This window comes from Paenarthrobacter aurescens, assembly GCF_025421775.1.
Taxonomy (GTDB): Bacteria; Actinomycetota; Actinomycetes; order Actinomycetales; family Micrococcaceae; genus Arthrobacter; species Arthrobacter aurescens_B.
Genome location: NZ_JAOEFX010000011.1, coordinates 24,544 through 41,220, shown reverse-complemented (window position 1 = coordinate 41,220; position 16,677 = coordinate 24,544). Strand labels below are relative to the sequence as shown.

Annotated in this window: 15 protein-coding genes and 1 tRNA gene; 4 read left to right on the top strand and 12 right to left on the bottom strand. The window is 62.6% G+C overall.

The features are described 5' to 3' along the window. The first annotated feature begins 41 nt into the window (after positions 1 to 41). A complete protein-coding gene (locus tag N7568_RS20235) occupies positions 42 to 1,853 on the top strand; it encodes an AMP-dependent synthetase/ligase (protein WP_261611561.1) in 1,812 nt (603 codons plus the stop codon). Between the two features lie 104 nt (positions 1,854 to 1,957). Here N7568_RS20235 and N7568_RS20230 read toward each other — a convergent pair whose 3' ends face one another. After that, positions 1,958 to 5,353 carry a pyruvate carboxylase gene (locus N7568_RS20230; protein WP_261611560.1) on the bottom strand — a complete coding sequence of 1,132 codons (3,396 nt, stop codon included), beginning with the start codon at positions 5,351 to 5,353 and terminating at the stop codon, positions 1,958 to 1,960. 302 nt (positions 5,354 to 5,655) lie between these two features. On the opposite strand from N7568_RS20230, the gene N7568_RS20225 reads away from it, so the two are divergent. After that, positions 5,656 to 6,465 carry a ParA family protein gene (locus N7568_RS20225; protein ID WP_261611559.1) on the top strand — a complete coding sequence of 270 codons (810 nt, stop codon included), beginning with the start codon at positions 5,656 to 5,658 and terminating at the stop codon, positions 6,463 to 6,465. Positions 6,466 to 6,572: 107 nt separating this feature from the next. Here N7568_RS20225 and N7568_RS20220 read toward each other — a convergent pair whose 3' ends face one another. From N7568_RS20220 to gcvH, 5 genes are all read right to left on the bottom strand, one after another. After that, the gene (locus N7568_RS20220) at positions 6,573 to 7,166 is read right to left on the bottom strand and encodes a MerR family transcriptional regulator (protein WP_275965381.1); all 594 of its coding nucleotides are present in this window, start codon (positions 7,164 to 7,166) and stop codon (positions 6,573 to 6,575) included. A gap of 235 nt (positions 7,167 to 7,401) precedes the next feature. Further along, a complete protein-coding gene (locus N7568_RS20215) occupies positions 7,402 to 7,905 on the bottom strand; it encodes a bifunctional nuclease family protein (RefSeq protein WP_026548570.1) in 504 nt (167 codons plus the stop codon). Further along, positions 7,905 to 8,621, bottom strand: coding sequence for a transcriptional regulator FtsR (ftsR, locus tag N7568_RS20210; RefSeq protein ID WP_261611710.1), 717 nt, complete (start codon positions 8,619 to 8,621; stop codon positions 7,905 to 7,907). Before ftsR ends, N7568_RS20215 begins: the two co-directional genes overlap by 1 nt. A 20-nt stretch (positions 8,622 to 8,641) precedes the next feature. After that, positions 8,642 to 9,118: an FHA domain-containing protein gene (locus tag N7568_RS20205; RefSeq protein ID WP_261611558.1), complete on the bottom strand. Its 477-nt coding sequence runs from the start codon at positions 9,116 to 9,118 to the stop codon at positions 8,642 to 8,644. Positions 9,119 to 9,253: 135 nt separating this feature from the next. Continuing rightward, positions 9,254 to 9,640: a glycine cleavage system protein GcvH gene (gene gcvH, locus N7568_RS20200; protein WP_172322041.1), complete on the bottom strand. Its 387-nt coding sequence runs from the start codon at positions 9,638 to 9,640 to the stop codon at positions 9,254 to 9,256. 117 nt (positions 9,641 to 9,757) lie between these two features. Here gcvH and N7568_RS20195 point away from each other — a divergent pair, with 117 nt between their 5' ends. Then, complete coding sequence (locus N7568_RS20195; RefSeq protein ID WP_261611557.1) at positions 9,758 to 10,339, top strand: hypothetical protein; 582 nt, start codon at positions 9,758 to 9,760, stop codon at positions 10,337 to 10,339. Positions 10,340 to 10,400: 61 nt separating this feature from the next. On the opposite strand, the gene N7568_RS20190 is transcribed toward N7568_RS20195, so the two are convergent. Next, positions 10,401 to 11,609: an MFS transporter gene (locus N7568_RS20190; protein WP_261611556.1), complete on the bottom strand. Its 1,209-nt coding sequence runs from the start codon at positions 11,607 to 11,609 to the stop codon at positions 10,401 to 10,403. Between the two features lie 172 nt (positions 11,610 to 11,781). On the opposite strand from N7568_RS20190, the gene N7568_RS20185 reads away from it, so the two are divergent. Next, positions 11,782 to 12,228, top strand: coding sequence for a MarR family winged helix-turn-helix transcriptional regulator (locus N7568_RS20185; RefSeq protein ID WP_261611709.1), 447 nt, complete (start codon positions 11,782 to 11,784; stop codon positions 12,226 to 12,228). A 126-nt stretch (positions 12,229 to 12,354) separates the two neighbouring features. On the opposite strand, the gene N7568_RS20180 is transcribed toward N7568_RS20185, so the two are convergent. The 5 genes from N7568_RS20180 to N7568_RS20160 all read right to left on the bottom strand — a co-directional run bounded on the left by N7568_RS20180 (position 12,355) and on the right by N7568_RS20160 (position 16,677). Further along, positions 12,355 to 12,431 (bottom strand) — tRNA-Pro (locus N7568_RS20180). 141 nt (positions 12,432 to 12,572) lie between these two features. Next, positions 12,573 to 14,123 carry a ribosome biogenesis GTPase Der gene (gene der, locus N7568_RS20175; RefSeq protein WP_062067824.1) on the bottom strand — a complete coding sequence of 517 codons (1,551 nt, stop codon included), beginning with the start codon at positions 14,121 to 14,123 and terminating at the stop codon, positions 12,573 to 12,575. A gap of 10 nt (positions 14,124 to 14,133) precedes the next feature. Next, the gene (locus N7568_RS20170; RefSeq protein ID WP_261611555.1) at positions 14,134 to 14,868 is read right to left on the bottom strand and encodes a lysophospholipid acyltransferase family protein; all 735 of its coding nucleotides are present in this window, start codon (positions 14,866 to 14,868) and stop codon (positions 14,134 to 14,136) included. After that, entirely contained in the window at positions 14,858 to 15,571 is a 714-nt protein-coding gene (gene cmk / locus N7568_RS20165) for a (d)CMP kinase (protein ID WP_261611554.1), read from the bottom strand. The genes N7568_RS20170 and cmk overlap by 11 nt, the downstream gene beginning before the upstream one ends. Then, complete coding sequence (locus tag N7568_RS20160; RefSeq protein ID WP_261611553.1) at positions 15,571 to 16,677, bottom strand: prephenate dehydrogenase; 1,107 nt, start codon at positions 16,675 to 16,677, stop codon at positions 15,571 to 15,573. Before N7568_RS20160 ends, cmk begins: the two co-directional genes overlap by 1 nt.

Here is a 16,677-nt window from a genome sequence, read left to right as displayed (position 1 = left end):
AAGCAGCCCTCTCGTGGCCCGTGGATATCAAAGGAGCTACCGTGCGTGAAATCAGTGTTCCTCCCCTCGTGAACATCGCCCCGGAAACCAACATCACCGACCTCGTGATCCGGGAGGCGGAAAAGGCATCCAACCCTGCACTGTTTGCAAAGCTGGACAACAGCGGACAGTGGCAGGACATCCGCGCCACGGACTTCCTCAAAGACGTGAGGGCTTTGGCAAAAGGCCTCATTGCGAGTGGCGTTGGCGTAGGCGACCGCGTGGGCATTATGTCCCGCACCCGGTACGAATGGTCCTTGGTGGACTTCGCCATCTGGTTTGCCGGAGCCGTCTCGGTCCCGATCTACGAAACGTCGTCCCCTTCGCAAGTGGCATGGAACCTGGGTGACTCAGGCGCCGTGGCCGCCTTTGGCGAAGCATCGCACCATGAGGACGTCATTCGCCAGGCCGTGGCCGCAGAGGACATCACATCGGTGGCCAACGTCTGGCAGCTTGAAGGCGCCGGACTTGATGCCTTGCGCGCCGCCGGCGCCGGAGTCCCGGACGACGAGCTGGAGTCCCGCCGTTCCTCGGCCGGCCTTGCCGACCTCGCCACCATCATTTACACCTCGGGTACCACGGGCAGGCCGAAGGGGTGTGAACTGACCCATGGCAACTTCGTGGAACTTTCCGAAAATGCCCGGGTGGCACTTCCGGAAGTCGTCAACGAGTCAGCCAAAACCATCATGTTCCTGCCGCTGGCCCACGTCTTTGCGCGCTTCATCTCGGTCCTGGCCGTGGCCGGCGGCGTGCAGGTTGCCCACACTCCGGACATCAAGCACCTGCTACCCGACCTCCAGAGTTTCCAGCCAACCTTCATCCTCGCCGTACCCCGCGTTTTCGAGAAGGTGTACAACTCCGCGCTGACCAAGGCCGAGGACGGCGGCAAGGGTGCCATCTTCCATCGGGCAGTGGACACAGCAATTGCCTACTCGAAGGCGCGCCAGTCCGGTTCCGTGGGGCTCGGCCTGAAGATCAAGCACGCAGTATTCGACAAACTGGTTTATGGAAAACTTCGCGCCGCCATGGGCGGCCACGTCGCCCACGCCGTCTCCGGCGGCGGCCCTCTGGGCGAACGCTTGGGCCACTTCTTCCAAGGCATCGGCCTCCAGATCCTGGAGGGTTACGGCTTGACCGAAACCACAGCACCCATTTCCGTCAACACGCCCTCCATGATCAGGATCGGCACAGTGGGCGCTCCCCTGCCGGGCAACTCCGTCAAGATCGCCGACGACGGCGAGATCCTCGCCAAGGGCGTCTGCGTCATGCGCGGCTATTACAAGCGCGAGGACCTCACTGAAGAAACCTTCGCTGACGGCTGGTTCCGTACTGGCGACATTGGCGAGCTGGACAGCAACGGCTTCCTGAAGATCACCGGTCGCAAGAAGGAAATCATCGTCACCGCCGGTGGAAAGAACGTGGTTCCGGCGTTGCTGGAGGATCAGATCCGGGCGGATGCCTTGGTTTCCCAGGTCCTGGTGGTGGGAGACAACCGGCCGTTCATCGGCGCACTCGTCACCCTGGATGAAGAAGCGCTCCCCGGCTGGCTTGAACGCCACGGACTCCCCTCGGGCACCACACTGGGCGAGGCCACGGAACACGCAGTGGTGAAGGCCGCTGTACAGGAACTCATTTCCAAGGCCAACCAGACCGTGTCCCAGGCTGAGGCCATCAAGTCCTTCCGGATTGTTCCAGCCGATTTCACCGAAGCCTCGGGTCATCTCACTCCTTCCCTCAAGGTCAAGCGAGCACAGGTCATGAAGGACTTCGACGCCGTGATCGAGGAAATGTACTCGGCACCCCGCGCATCCTGAATCCGGCACAGCAGGACACCTGTTATTGAACATGACTGAACTTAACTGAACAAAAAAGTACCCCGTCCGGATTATCCGGACGGGGTACTTTTGCGTGCGGACCGCTAGCCGATCACCAGCAGCAAGTCGCCGCCCTGGACCTGCTCCACCGATGAGATGGCGAGGCGCGAGACCGTGCCGGCTACCGGCGTCGTGATGGACGCTTCCATCTTCATTGCCTCGATGGTTGCAACGGTGTCACCAGCGTTGACCACATCGCCGGCCTTGACTGTCACGGTCACGGCACCTGCGAAGGGGGCAGCAACCTGTCCGGGCTGGGCGGTGTCGGCCTTCTCGGCTGCCTTGACGTTGCTCACCACCGAACGGTCACGGACAACCACGGGACGGGACTGGCCGTTGAGCGTGCACATCACCGTGCGCATACCCTTTTCGTCTGCTTCGGACACTGCCTCAAGCTGCGCAATGAGGCGGACACCCTTCTCCAGCTCGATCACATGCTCCGAGCCCTGCTGGAAACCGTACAGGTAGTCACGCGTGTCCAGCACTGAGATATTGCCGTAGGTGTCCACACTCTTCAGGTAGTCCTTGGTGGGACCCGCGAAAAGCAGACGGTTCAGCGTGTGCTGGCGGGTCTTGGAGTCCGCCTTGAGCGCAGAGCTGTCTTCTGCACTGATCTCAACATCGCGCACCTTGACGCTGCGCCCCTGAAGGGCCTTGGTGCGGAACGGCTCGGGCCAGCCTCCGGGAGGATCACCCAGTTCACCTGAGAGGAAGCCGATGACGGAGTCCGGGATGTCGTAGTTCTGCGGGTTCTCATTGAAGTCCGCAGGATCCGCGTTCAGTCCCACGAGGTGCAGGGCAAGATCGCCCACCACCTTGGAGGACGGCGTCACCTTGACCAGACGGCCCAAGATCCGGTCTGCTGCCGTGTACATGTCCTCAATGGCTTCGAACTGCTCCCCCAGGCCCAAGGCAATTGCCTGCTGACGAAGGTTGGACAGCTGGCCACCCGGGATTTCGTGCTGGTAAACGCGACCTGTCGGGCCTGGCAGGCCTGACTCAAAGGGTGCGTAGACACGGCGAACGGCTTCCCAGTAAGGCTCCATGGCGCCGACATTTTCCAGGCTGAGGCCCGTGTCGCGGGGAGTGTTGGCCAATGCCGCAACGAGTGCCGAAGCAGCAGGCTGGCTGGTGGTGCCGGCCAAGGAGGCCGCAGCGACGTCAACCGCGTCCACACCGGCGTCGACAGCTGCCAAAAGGGTGGCGAGCTGGCCACCTGCAGTGTCGTGCGTGTGCAGGTGCACCGGCAGGTCGAAGCGCTCACGCAGGGCTGTGACCAACTTGGCGGCCGCGGCCGGACGAAGCAGGCCAGCCATGTCCTTGATGGCCAGGATGTGTGCACCGGCGTCGACGATTTTCTGGGCCAGGTCCAGGTAGTAGTCGAGTGTGTACAGGTCCTCGTTGGGGTCCAGGAGGTTGCCGGTGTAGCACAGTGCCACCTCAGCGACAGCGGTGCCGGTTGCGCGGACGGCCCGGATAGCCGGCGCCATCTGGTTGACATCGTTGAGGGCGTCGAAGATGCGGAAGATGTCGATGCCCGTGGCTGCTGCCTCGTTGACGAAAGCTTCGGTCACTTCTTCCGGGTACGGCGTGTAACCAACTGTGTTGCGTCCGCGGAGAAGCATCTGGAGGCAGGTGTTGGGCAATGCCTGGCGCAGCGCCGCCAAACGGTCCCAGGGGTCCTCCCCGAGGAAACGGAGGGCAACATCGTAGGTGGCACCGCCCCAGGCTTCCACGGAAAACAGCTCCGGCATCAGTGCCGTAACTGCCGGGCCGGCTGCTACGAGGTCGCGGGTACGGACACGGGTGGCCAGGAGCGACTGGTGGGCGTCGCGGAAAGTGGTGTCCGTGACGGCCAAGGCCTGCTGCTCGCGAAGCGCCTTGGCGAATCCCTCGGGCCCGAGCTCCTGCAGCTTCTGGCGTGAACCTGAGGTGGGAACCGACCCCTCGATCACGGGCAGCTTGCTGGCCGGATCAGAGTGGACCGTGAGCTCGCCGTTCGGCTTGTTCACGGTGACCTCGGCCAGCCAGGTGAGCAGTTTGGTGCCGCGGTCTGCGGAGATGTGAGACTTGAGCAGTTCAGGACGCTTGTCAATGAAGTCCGTGGCCACGTTGCCTGCGTTGAAATCCGGGTCCGCGAGGACGGCCTGCAGGAAGGGGATGTTGGTGGACACGCCGCGGATGCGGAACTCGGCAAGGCCACGGCGGGCGCGGGCAACCGCTGCGGGGTAGTCACGGCCACGGCACGTCAGCTTCACCAGCATGGAGTCGAAGTGCGGGCTGATCTCGGCACCCGAGTAAACGGTGCCGCCGTCGAGCCTTACACCGGCGCCGCCGGCAGAGCGGTAGCCGGTGATCTTTCCGACGTCCGGACGGAAACCGTTGGCAGGATCCTCTGTGGTGATGCGGCACTGAAGCGCGGCGCCCTTGATGGACACTGTCTCCTGGCTCAGGCCGAGGTCCGCGAGGGTCTCCCCCGAGGCAATGCGCATCTGGGCCTGTACGAGGTCCACATCCGTGATCTCTTCGGTCACCGTGTGCTCAACCTGGATACGGGGGTTCATTTCGATGAAGACGTGCTGGCCGGCGCGTTCGCCCTCGGTATCCACCAGGAACTCGACGGTTCCTGCGTTGACGTAGTTCAGGGCCTTGGCGAAAGCGACGGCATCGCGGTAGAGCGCCTGCCGGATGTTCTCATCCAGGTTTGGGGCCGGCGCAATTTCCACGACTTTCTGGTGGCGGCGCTGCAGCGAACAGTCACGTTCAAAGAGGTGCATGACGTTGCCCTCGGCATCAGCCAGAATCTGCACTTCAATGTGGCGGGGACGCAGCACTGCCTGCTCGAGGAACATCGTGGGGTCGCCAAAGGCTGCGTCAGCCTCGCGCATGGCGGACTGCAATGCTTCCGGAAGGGCTTCGCGCGTCTCGACGCGACGCATTCCACGTCCGCCACCGCCGGCAACAGCCTTGGCGAAGATGGGGAACCCAATGTCGTCGGCAGCGGCAATGAGCTCGTCCAGGTCCTTGGAAGGCTTGCTGGACTTGAGGACAGGTACGCCTGCCTTGCGGGCGGCTTCCAGGGCGGCAACCTTGTTGCCTGCGAGTTCCAGGACCTCCGCGGGCGGGCCCACGAACGTGATGCCCGCCGCTTTCGCAGCACGTGCGAGGTCCGGGTTCTCCGAGAGGAAGCCATAGCCGGGGTAAATGGCGTCTGCGCCGGCTTCCTTGGCGACGCGGACAACCTCCTCCACGTCCAGGTAGGCGCGGACGGGATGGCCCACCTCGCCGATCAGGTAAGCTTCGTCGGCCTTCTGCCGGTGGATCGAGTTACGGTCCTCGTGCGGAAAGACGGCTACGGTCTTGGCGCCCAGCTCATAACCAGCGCGAAACGCCCTGATCGCGATTTCGCCGCGATTGGCCACCAGAATTTTCGAAAACATACTTCTCCTGCATCATTGCGGGTGGATCGGTCGGTGGTCACAGTGTGTAGTGCCGCCAGCATCAAACACAAATCTTTGTGGCAACCATCACAAAGGAATCGTCATGTGGGCTGTATATGCGTGCGCGCGATCCGGCGGCATGCTATTGCCAACCATCTCCGCTGCGGTCGGGCGCGTAGAAAGCGGGATTCGACCGCGATGCACCATATGATGTTGAGGGGGCTTCGGCAAGCCCCGGCTCCGGCGCTTCCGGAGCCGAATCAGCGCGATACGGCAACCGGCGTTAGGTTTTGGGTTTTCAAGTGCAAGTAGTCAGCATCAGCAGCCTCAAAGGTGGAGTGGGAAAGACGTCCGTGACCACTGGCCTGGCGTCAGCGGCCCTCGCGGCCGGAATCCCTACTCTGGTGGTGGACCTCGATCCCCACGCCGATGCCACCACGGCCCTCGGCGTCCAGCCGGGCGGGCAACTCGACATCGGGCGAATGCTGAAAAGCCCTCGAAAGGCAAGGCTCCAGGAAAATGTGGCTGGCAGCGGCTGGGTCACCAACGGTTCCAGCAGCGGCACCTTGGATGTTGCAGTGGGCTCCGCCTTCACTGGCATCTACGACCGCCCGGACCTGGGCCGCCGCGACCTTCGCAGGCTGTCCGCCGTGCTGGCAGGCACCACCAACTACGAACTCGTTCTGGTGGACTGCCCCCCGTCGCTCAATGGCCTGACCCGTATGGCCTGGAGCGCAAGCGACCGCGTGGTCCTCGTGGCCGAACCAGGGTTGTTTTCCGTTGCCGGCACCGAACGAACCATGCGGGCCATTCAACTCTTCCGGCAGGAGTTCGCCCCCAACCTTGCCCCAGCCGGCATCGTTGCCAACCGGGTACGGACCGGATCGGCAGAGCACACGTTCCGCTTGGCTGAGATGGAGTCCATGTTCGGCGAGTTGCTGTTGACACCCCACATTCCGGAACAGGCCAACTGGCAGCAGATTCAAGGCGCCGCCCACTCTGTTCACCACTGGCCCGGAGACTCTGCCAAAAATTCCGCCAAGCTTTTCGATGCGCTTCTGGAGAGCCTCCTGGCGGGACAACCATCTTTGCGGGACCGCCGCCAGCGCTAAGTGCAGCAGCGCGGCCGAACAACTGCGGAGTTCCGCCAACAGAAAAGCCCCTTCCCTCGAGGGAAGAGGCTTTTTCTCTTTAAGTTTTCGTTGCGGGGTGCCGGCACTTAGCCGATACGGCGTGCCACGCGCCGTTTGCTCAGTTCGTCGTCCGGAAAGGACTGCTCCGCGGCGTGCTCACTCGGAAGAGCGGCAAGGCTTCCCTCGACTTCCCGCCATACGCGCCCAACGGCGATGCCAAAGACACCCTGTCCGCCTTGGACGAGGTCGATGACTTCATCGGCAGACGTACATTCGTAGACACTTGCGCCATCGCTCATCAGCGTGATCTGTGCAAGGTCCTCAACGCCGCGCTCACGAAGGTGCTCCACGGCGGTACGGATCTGCTGCAACGAAACACCCGTATCCAGGAGGCGTTTGACCACCTTGAGAACCAGAATGTCCCGGAACCCATAGAGCCGCTGGGACCCGGATCCGGCAGCGCCACGCACTGCGGGTTCAACCAGGCCTGTACGTGCCCAGTAGTCGAGTTGGCGGTACGTGATGCCTGCGGCCTTGCATGCAGTGGGACCGCGGTAGCCCGCGTCCTCGTCCAGCACCGGAAGGTCCTCTGTGAAGAGCAAACCTTGGGCGCCGGATGCGGGCGCAGCAATGCCGGTCGAGGCCTGCTTCAGCTCGCCTGCTTCGCCTTTCGGACTCACGTGACCTCCTTGTTCTCAGTTCCCTTGGGGACGGTGCATACCCTGACACAACACCGAAATGCAGCAGTGTAATTCCCGCAGGTCCGCACCTTCCAGTGTGACTTGCGCAGGCAGTGTATGCAACGGGAACTTGATATCTTCGACGTTAGGCCCGTCCGGGGCCGAGGTCAAAGACCTTGGCCCGAAATTCCAGTCGTGTCGAAACTTTCACCCTCAACTTTAGGCTTAGGGTGATTCAGCCTTCGAAATCCTCGGGTTCGACGTCGTCCAGGAACTCGCGGAAGCGCCGCATTTCGCGCTCCTCATCCACGCTTGGATCCGGCTCCGAGTCTTCGCCTTCATCGTGCTCGGTGATGCGGACGCCCGCCTCTTCCATGACGGCGTCAGCACACCAAATGCGGCACTTTGCCCGGAGAGCCAGCGCCAGCGCATCTGAAGCACGCGAGCTGACCACGGTGCCGTCGTCGAACTGCAGTTGTCCGTAGAAAATGTTGTCCTCAACAGCAACGATGTTGACGCTGATGATGGAGTGCCCCAGAGATTCGACGACGTCGACCAAGAGGTCGTGGGTCATCGGACGCGGCGGGACGACCCCCTGTTGGGCCAGCGCGATGGCACTGGCTTCGGGAGTGCCGATCCAGATGGGAACGTGCCTCTCACCGTTGAGTTCCCGAAGGAGAACCAACGGCTGGTTCGACGGCAGTTCGATCCGGACGCCGACGATTTCGACTTCGATCATCAGCTGTCCATCCGGGAGATGCGATCGTGGACGAGAGCCCTGTGCAGAGTGAGGCAGAGATCGCTGATCTCGCGTGCGGCCTCCGCTGCGCGGGCCTGTGAAGCGGCGTCACGTCGGGAGGTCAACGGCGCAACGGCACGTTCAACGAGGCCGAATTCCCGTTCGGCGGCAGCCTGAAAGGGACGAAGGTGCCGGGGCTCAAGTCCGTGACCCTCCAATTGAACACAAGCGCGCGCTACCTGGAGCGCGTGTTCATCAAACCGGCCACCCACGTGGCTGATCAAACCAAAGCTCAGGAGGGACTCCAGCAAGGGCACACTGGCGCCCGACTCAGCACGCAACTGCTCTTCTGTCAGCGCGCGCGCCCGCCCCTGCACTTCAGCAGCCATACCGGCCGAAACCACCCTGGGTGAGACAGTGACTCCGGGCGGAAGGTTCTCCGGACGCTCACCGCGGTCTATGGCATCGAGGTAATCCTTGATGACCTTCAAGGGCAGGTATTGATCGCGTTGCAGCGCAAGGACGAATCGGAGACGCTCGACGTCACTGTCCGCATACTGCCTGTAGCCGGCGGGGGTTCTCTTCGGGTTGATGAGCCCCTTTTCCTCAAGGAAGCGGATCTTGGATGCAGTCATCCCAGGGAAGTCGTCGCCCAGTTGGGCGAGGACTTCCCCAATGTTCAGGACCTGCGGTCCGCGGCGGTCCGGCTGGGCAATAGCCACAGGCAGATACCCCGTCAGACTTGGCCTGCTGCGCGGACAGGGCTCAGGTAGTAGGTCAACCGGAACTTGCCGATCTGAACCTCATTGCCGCTCTTCAGCTGCACGCGGTCCACGCGATCGTGGTTGACATACGTTCCGTTGAGGCTGCCCATGTCCACGAGCTCAAAGCCCGACGCTGAGCGGAGGAATTGGACGTGCTTCCGGGACACCGTGACGTCGTCCAGGAAGATATCGGCATCCGGGTGCCGGCCAGCGGTGGTGGTGTCCGCGTCCAGGAGGAACCGGGCGCCGGCATTAGGTCCACTATGGGCAATGAGCAAAGCCGAGTTCGGCGGCAGTGCATCTACGGACGCACGCTCTTCGGGAGCCAACTTGGGGGCAATGCTCGGCTCGTCCCACGTTGGCGTGATGCTGATCGAGGTGGTCTCCGACGTAGGCTGTTCCTCCGCGCCGTTCCCGACATTGGCTTGATTCTGTTCGCCGCCAACCATGGAATTTCCTCCTCATCCGCCGGCAGTTCCAAACCCTGCCAGCCACTTCCGCATCCCGGTACCGCCGGGCAAATCGGTTGCTGGCCCGCCGGCGCTTTCCCGCTAAGGAATAACAGCCTGGCGGGCCAGATAACTTTAGCCTACCTGTTGTTCGTACTCCGATGCACTGAGCAGGGAATCCACTGCATCTGCTTCTGCGAGCTTTACCTCAATGAGCCAACCTTCGCCGTACGGGTCAGAGTTAATCAGGGCAGGATCGGTATCCAGTGCGTCATTGCGATTGATGACTTCGCCGCTCACCGGGGCGTAGATATCACTGACGCTTTTGGTGGACTCAACTTCGCCAACAACTTCGTTGCCAGTGACTTTTGTCCCCGGTTCAGGCATCTGGGCATAGACGACATCCCCCAGGGCGTCCTGCGCAAAGTCGGTAATACCAATCCGCACGACGCCGTCAGCATCCGGAGCGGTGACCCACTCGTGTTCTGCGGTGTAGGAAAGTTCTTCAGGAATGTTGCTCACGGGTGGCCTTTCATCGGGACATTTACGAACCTCGACGGCGGCCTGTGCTGGTGGCCACCGCTGAAAGTATAGGCACATTTCCCCTGCACCTGAGGGGGTCTCTGCCATGATTGACCCATGACTGAACAAGCACAAGTACCAGCTCAGAAAAAGCGCAACTGGGGCGTGAAAATAATCCTGATCCTGGTGGTATTGCTTGTCGCTGTGGCCGCCTACTTTATTTTGGGTGCCATCCTTCCCCGCTGGTGGTCTGATGTCATTGCCGGGCAGATCAGGCGCGATCTTGGCGCTAGCGTCCTGGTGGGCATGTTCTACGGTTTTGTCTTTACTTTCATTCCACTTCTGGTGGCATGGCAGGCCACTCGCAGAGCCGTGACGTGGCCTTGGAAAATCGTCATTCTCCTGGTGGCCGTCGCCATCGCTACTCCCAACCTGCTCACCGCCGGCATTGCTTTCGGCACGACGGAGTCAGCTCACGCCGGCCAGCGTACGCTGAGCGTGGATGCAGGGTTCTTTACAACATGGACCGCTGTTTCTGCCATTGCCGCCGTGGTGGTCTTCATTGGAGTCACCGTCCTGTGGGCGTTGTGGCGGCGGCGGGGCAAGCAAATGAAGGCGCTTAAGCAGGCAGAAAACGAACGCGCCAGGGCTGCGAAGAACTCTGAAGCGGAAAAGCAGAACCCCGCATCCACCATCTAGGACGCGAAAAGCCCGCCGCGCAATGATTCGCGGCGGGCTCCTTCTTGACCGTTGTCCAGGGTCAGGCGACGCTCGCCTCGTGCGGTTCGCGTTCGACGTCGGGAGTTGCAGCGGGTGCCGTGTCTCCCCCGCGCTTGGCTGCTGCGGCTGCGGCAAGCATGACGAGCAGTGCGGCGACGGTAATGCCGGCACCCGCCCAGATGGGCGAGGTGTACCCGAGGCCGGCGGTAATGGTCACCCCGCCGAGCCAGGCACCGAGGGCGTTGCCAAGGTTGAAAGCACCGATGTTTGCACCGGACGCCAGCGTTGGTGCTGAGGAGGCAAACTGCATCACGCGCATCTGGAGGCCGGGAACAGTACCGAAGCCAAATCCACCCATGAGTGCCAATGAGATCAGCGTGGCGATGCTGCTGCTTGCAGTGAGCGCAAAGAAGACGAGGACCACTACAAGACCGGCGAGGATGACGATGAGGGTCTTGTCCAAGGCCTTGTCGGCGGCTTTGCCTCCCAGGAAGTTGCCAACGAACAGACCGCCGCCGAAGAGCACCAGGAGCCACGGGACGGCACTGGACTCAAACCCTGAGACTTCAGTGAGGGTGAAGGCAATGTAGGTAAAGGCGCCGAACATGCCGCCAAAGCCGAGGATGGTCACGATGAGGGACAGCCACACCTGACCGGACTTGAAGGCACCCAGTTCGCTGCGAAGTCCTTTGGTTGGCCCAGTGCTGGCCTTGGGAACCATCAGTGCAATGCCAAGCAACGCGACAACGCCAATCGCGGTAATGGCCCAGAACGTTGATCGCCAGCCGAAGTTCTGGCCCAGCAATGTTCCGAAGGGAACACCCAGGACATTGGCCGCGGTGAGGCCCGTGAACATGATGGCGATGGCCCCGGCCTTCTTGTGCGCGGGCACGAGGCTCGCGGCCACAACGGAGCCAATGCCGAAGAACGCGCCGTGGCACAGTGCGGCCACGATGCGGCCGATCAGCATGGCCGTATAACTGTCGGCGATCGCAGACAGGAAGTTGCCGGCAATGAACAACACCAGCAATCCGATGAGGACGGGCTTGCGCGGCAGCCTGGTGACTGCAGCCGTCACCAAGAGGGCGCCGACCGTGACGCTGAGGGCGTAGCCGGAGATGAACCAGCCAGCCGACGCCTCGCTGACTGCGAAGTCGGCAGCAACCTCCGGCAACAGGCCCATGATCACGAACTCGGTCAGCCCGATGCCAAATCCGCCGAGGGCAAGGGCAATCAACCCTGCAGGCATGTGGAACTCCTTAATTGGGTGGCTCCCCGGCAAGTGGAACTGCGCCGCCGGGAGCCGTAGAATAATAGTTGCAGACGCTCTATATATAGTTGCACACGCTAGATACTTGCGCAAGCAACTACTTTCGGATGCGTCGCGAACCACCCGACATCAAGGCAGGAGCACAGCAGACATGGGCATCAAGGATGACGCCGTAGAAGTACGGGCACAGGGCTGGCGCACCCTTGCGGCCCTCCACGGAAGCATCGAAGCCGAGTTGGAGAAGGCACTCCAGACATCGAGCGAGCTGTCGGTGGTGGAGTACACGGTGCTGGATGCGTTAAGCCGCCAGGATGGCTGGCACATGCGAATGCAGCAGTTGGCCCGCGCTACGGCCCTCTCCAGCAGCGCGACCACCCGACTGGTTAACCGACTCGAAGACCGCGGGCTGCTCACCCGCATCCTGTGCGCGGATGACCGACGCGGCATTTACACCGAGCTGACGCTGCCCGGCCAGAAGCTGCTCGAGGCGGTCAAACCCGTCCACGACGAGACGCTGGCGGCGGCGCTGGCGTCGGCGGAACAGGTTCCGGAGCTTGAACCGCTGGTGCGGGCCCTGGGCGCCCTGCAGAAGGTCTAGCCGGGTCCCGGGCTCGTTCGTTGTATCCGGCCCTTAACGGCGCGTACAACGAACAAGCCCGGGCGCGCTTGGCCCGTTAACGACCAAAGGCCGGAATCCCGTGTTTCCACGCGATTCCGGCCTTTATGGTCGGGCTGACAGGATTTGAACCTGCGACCCCTTGACCCCCAGTCAAGTGCGCTACCAAGCTGCGCTACAGCCCGCTGGTCCTACCGTTCTCCGCCTAAGTTTTCCTCCGAAGAGTCCCACCTAAGCAGTCCGGCCGAACCACCTCCAAAAGCTTACACGAAGTTGGAGGTCGGAGACGCCATCACAGCCAAACTCGACTGTGATGCCCGTCTCACTTAGCGCTTCTTGCCACGCTTCTCGCGAACGCGCATGTTGACCTCGATGGGCGTGCCCTCGAAGCCGAACGTTTCGCGGAGGCGACGCGTGATGAAGCGACGGTATCCGGGGTCCAGGAAGCCGGTGGTGAACAGCACGAACTTCGGCGGCCGGCTGGATGCCTGGGTGCCGAAGAGGATGCGCGGCTGCTTTCCGCCACGGACCGGGTGGGGGTGCGCTGCTACCAGTTCACCAAGGAATGCGTTGAGGCGACCCGTGGGGATGCGACGGTCCCAGCTCTCCAGCGCAATATCCAGTGCCGGGACAAGGCGGTCCTTGTGCCAGCCGGTCTTAGCCGAAATATTCACCCGGGGAGCCCATTCGACGTGCGCCAGGTCTTGCTCGATTTCGCGCTCGAGGTAACGGCGGCGCTCGTCATCCAACAGGTCCCACTTGTTGAAGGCGAGAACCAGCGCGCGGCCGGATTCAATGGCGAGCTGCAGAATGCGTACATCCTGCTCACTAAGGACTTCATCGACGGCAAGGAGCACGACGGCGACCTCCGCCTTTTCGAGCGCGGCCTGCGTACGCAGGGATGCGTAGAAGTCGGCTCCCTGGGCCATGTGCTGGCGGCGGCGGATACCCGCGGTGTCCACGAAGCGCCACGTGCGGTCACCGAGTTCAATGAACTCGTCCACCGGGTCACGGGTAGTCCCAGCCAGCGGATCCACCACAACGCGTTCGGAGCCTGCAAGCTTATTCAGCAACGACGACTTGCCAACGTTCGGGCGACCGATCAGGGCGATACGGCGGGGACCGCCTGAACGCTCCACACCGTCCACCAAGGAGAACTCCGGCAGGGTGTCCATGACGTGGTCCAGGAGGTCGGCAACTCCACGTCCGTGGAGGGCGGAAACCGGGTAAGGCTGGCCGAAGCCAAGGCCCCACAGCGCTGCGGAGTCGGCCTCTTGGGCGAAGTCGTCCACCTTGTTGGCCACCATGATGACCGGCTTCTTGCTCTTGCGGAGCATCTTCATGACGCCTTCGTCAGTGGCGGTCGCGCCAACGGCGGAGTCCACTACGAAGAGAACAGCGTCCGCAAGTTCCACGGCCATCTCAGCCTGCTCTGCCACACGGGCGTGGATGCCCTTGGCATCGTGCTCCCATCCCCCGGTATCCACCAGGGTGAAGTTGCGGCCATTCCAGCGGGCCGAGTACATGACGCGGTCGCGGGTTACGCCCGGCGTGTCCTCGACTACTGCCTCACGGCGGCCCAGGATTCGGTTCACCAGGGTTGACTTGCCCACGTTCGGACGGCCGATGATCGCCAGGACAGGGTCAAGCTTGAGGGGACCTTCGTCGCCTTCATCGCCGTACTCGCCGCTGAGGAGCGCCGCATCTTCTTCGTCGAGATCGTAATCGTCCAGGCCCGCCCGGAGGGTGGCCGCACGGAGCTCGGCCTCGTCATCGTCCAGGGCAGCCAGGTTTTCAGCCACCTGGTCGGTGCCGGTGGGCGTGTATTCGTCGTCGCCGGCTCCGTGGAGGCCGGATTTTTGAGTCGTATCGCTCATTGCACTTTCCTTAGTGGTGGTCTGCCGGCGTCCCGGCTACTGCTGTGTGGCGGTGCTGCGGAGTGGGTTCTCCGGACGCAAGTTCCAGGGGCAGGCCCTGGCCTGTGGTCCGGATGGCGTCCTGGACGTGTTCTGCCAGGGCTTCACGGATTTCCGCAGCCGCCCTGTCCATTGAAACACGCCCCGGTTCGCCCTTCCGGCGCTTCACCGTGATGGGTTCGCCGAAGCTGACATGGAGCTTCCGGCGTGGTTTGGGGATATGGTCGCGGTGCTCGAGGCCCTGGCGGGTTCCGAGGATCGCGACCGGTATGACAGTTGCACCTGAGTTGATGGCGAGCCAGGCAACTCCGTTGCTGATGCTATCGGCCGCGCCGCTCCCCCGCGTACCTTCCGGCAGAATCCCGACGCAACGGCCGGCGTCGAGCAGTTCCTTGCCGATATGGAGGGCGAGGCGGTCACCGGTCCGGTCCACTGGTATTTGTCCCGAGCCGCGGAGGACCTTGCCCAGGAATCCTTTGAACATCTCTTTCTTGACCAGGATGTGCATGGGACGCGGCGAAGCGCCGAACATCACCGGCCCGTCCAGGAAGCTGATGTGGTTGGCAGCGAAAACCACGGGCCCTGCGGCGGGCACATTGCTTTTGCCCGTCACCACGGTCCGGTAGATCATGTGGTCCAGGAACCACCCGACCGGGCGGCTCCACAGACGGGACCACTCAGCGGGAAGCTGATTCTTAGTCGCCATAGATAACCTTGCTCACGATCGCCAAGGCGGTCTCCACGGTTTCCTCAAAGTTCAGGTCCGAAGAATCGAGTGTCACCACACCATCGGCTGCCTGGGTGAAGTTCACCACCGTTGAGTCTTTGGCGTCGCGCTGGATGACTTGGGCGGCGAGCTGCTCTTTACTCTGCGTGCCGCCCAATTGGATTCCACGACGCCGAAGCCTTGCTTCCTCACTCGCCGTCAGGAGCATGCGGACCTCAGCATTGGGAACGACGACGGTGGTGATGTCGCGTCCTTCCACCACCATGCGGTGGTGGTGCTGGTCGATCAGCTCGCGCTGGCGACGGATCAACTCGGTTCGGGCGCCAAGAGTGGTGGCGACCGCGCTCACGGACGAAGAGATCATAGGGTCCCGGATCTCATCCGTAATGTCAGTGCCGTCCACAGCCACGTATTCGGTAGCCGTGGTGGTGCTGATCTCCAAGGGCATGGCCTTGGAAGCCTGTTCCACTGCCGCGCCATCCTGAAGGTCCACGCCGGTCTTGAGGCAGTACCACGTCAGGGCTCGGTACATCGCCCCGGTATCGAGGTACGCCAGCTTCAAGCGCCGGGCAACTTCCTTGCTGACACTGGACTTGCCCGATCCCGAAGGGCCGTCGATGGCAATCACCAGCGGCTTGCCCGGGCGGGCGACGGTCTCCGGGCCAAAAAATTCACGCGTCATTACTGGAGTACCCGCCATCCACGGTCAGTCAAAGCTTCAACAAGGAGGTCGTGCTTGCTGGGAAGCACGGAAAGCTCCACCATGCCCACGTTCTGTCCCGACGAATGGTCGAGCCGAAGGTCTTCGAGGTTCACGCCGATCTCGCCGATCTCCGTGAGGAGGTGCGCGATCTGCCCGGGCTTGTCGTCCACCAGGATGGTGAGCCACGAGTACGCCTGGGGTGGTCCGCCGTGCTTGCCCGGAATCCTGGCCTGCCCTGCGTTGCCCTCGCTGATCAGCTGTGCCAGATCCAACCGGGCGCCGGGCGCCAGGGGTTCTTCAAGGGTGCCGATCAGGCGATTAAGGTCTTCCCGAACACCGTGAAGGATGGAAACCACCTTCTCAGCGTTGCCGCCCAGGATCTGCACCCAAAGGGTGGGATCGCTGGCCGCGATGCGGGTGGTGTCGCGAAGTCCGTTGCCCGCCAGGGAAAGGGCATGCAGAGGCGTGCCCTGAAGCCGGCTTGCCAGCAACGAAGACATGATTTGCGGCAAATGCGATACCAACGCCACAGCTTCATCGTGCTCATCGGCGGTGAACTGGGAGACGATCGCGCCCAGGTCCCCGGCAAGTGACCGCGCCGTTTGGAGGGCATCACTTGCGGTTTCCTCCGACGGGCAGACAACCCACGGCATGGAGGTGAAGAGCTCTCCCCTGGCCGCAACCGGACCCGACTTCTCACGCCCGGCCATGGGGTGCGTCCCAACGTAGCGGGAAAGATCCACGCCGCGTTCCCGCAGCTGCGTTTGGATGGAGGCCTTGACGCTGGCGATGTCGACAACGACGGCGGACGGGTAGTCCGCCAGGGCCTTCTCCACGACGTCCGAAGTAACGTCCGGCGGGGCTGCGACAACTATCAGCTGGGGCTGTTCGTCCAGCTCCGCCAAAGGCCGGCCCGCCCCGATATCAACCGCTACCGCTTGATTGGTGGGCGATGGATCGGAAAGAAAGACCGGAACCCCGCGTCCGCGCAGGCCGAGGCCAATGCTTGCGCCGAGCAAACCTGTACCGAGAACGACGACCGGGCCATCAAGATGGCCCCGGCCGTGCGTACCGAATGCCGACAT